The 987-nt window shown below is 68.7% G+C and carries 2 protein-coding genes; both read right to left on the minus strand.

All coding sequences use genetic code 11. From position 1 onward, the window contains the following. Positions 1–6: 6 nt before the first annotated feature. Entirely contained in the window at positions 7–156 is a 150-nt protein-coding gene (locus tag G3O06_RS48365) for a hypothetical protein (protein ID WP_205820473.1), read from the minus strand. After that, positions 134–898, minus strand: coding sequence for a DUF899 domain-containing protein (locus G3O06_RS48370; RefSeq protein WP_205820472.1), 765 nt, complete (start codon positions 896–898; stop codon positions 134–136). Before G3O06_RS48370 ends, G3O06_RS48365 begins: the two co-directional genes overlap by 23 nt. Between the last annotated feature and the right edge of the window lie 89 nt (positions 899–987).

Consider the following 987-nt stretch of genomic DNA (forward strand, 5'->3'; position numbering starts at 1 on the left):
CCGCACCTAGGCGCGCTGACGGTAGACGCGCGCGATGCTCGCGAAGAACGACAGCGCGGCGATCGCGCAGGCCAATGCGAACACGTAGACGGGAAATTGCCGCTCGCCCCCTCCTCCGCCCGCGCCGGCGCGCTCAGCCGCGTGCGTACTCGTCATGACGGTGCCACCACGGGCCGGTCTCGTTGCGCCCGCGCGGCGCGCGATCGAGCCACTGGTACATCCCCCACAGCCCGTCGAGCCCCCGCGCATAGGTCGAGTACGTGTGATAAACCGCGCCGTCCTCGTGCACGAACGCGCTCATGCCCGGCCGGTCGAGCGAATACGTGACCGCGTCGGTGCCGCACGTCACCGCGAACTGCACGACGGGTGCTGGAGGCGGATCCATGTCCATCGCGTGGCCCGCACGCGCGTAGTTGTACTCGACGTCGCCCGCGCGCTGCTGCGTTTCGGTGAACGACACATTGAAGTCGAAGTTGAAATCGCTGCCGACCGACGACGCCCACGGGAAGCTCCACCCCATCCGCTGCCGGTAAGCGAGCAGTTTCGCGAGCGGTGCGCGCGACACGGCGGCGAGCGTCACATCGTGGTTCGCCAGATGCACGGCGAAACCGTCGAAACCGTCGGCGAGCGCCGAGCACGACGGGCAGCCGGCCTTGTAGTCGGGGCCGAACATGAAGTGATAGACGAGCAGCTGCGAGCGGCCGCGAAACAGGTCGCCGAGCGTCGCCTGCCCGTCTTCGGTGTCGAACCGGTAGGTCTTGTCGACGCGCACCCAGGGCAGTGCCTGGCGCCGCCGTGCGAGTTCGTCGCTTTGCCGCGTCAGCGCCTTTTCCGCGTCGAGCAGCGCGCGGCGCTCTGCCAGCCATTCGTCGCGCGTGCCGGTGAGATGGGTCGTCATGGCGGGTTCCTCCTTCCGATGGGTATCCGGGCACGGCGTCCGGTGCCGTGTGCGTGGTGCTAGATTAGTGGCGGGCATCGGGCCGGAGG

The organism is Burkholderia sp. Ac-20345, assembly GCF_017104825.1.
Classification (GTDB): Bacteria; Pseudomonadota; Gammaproteobacteria; order Burkholderiales; family Burkholderiaceae; genus Burkholderia; species Burkholderia lata_B.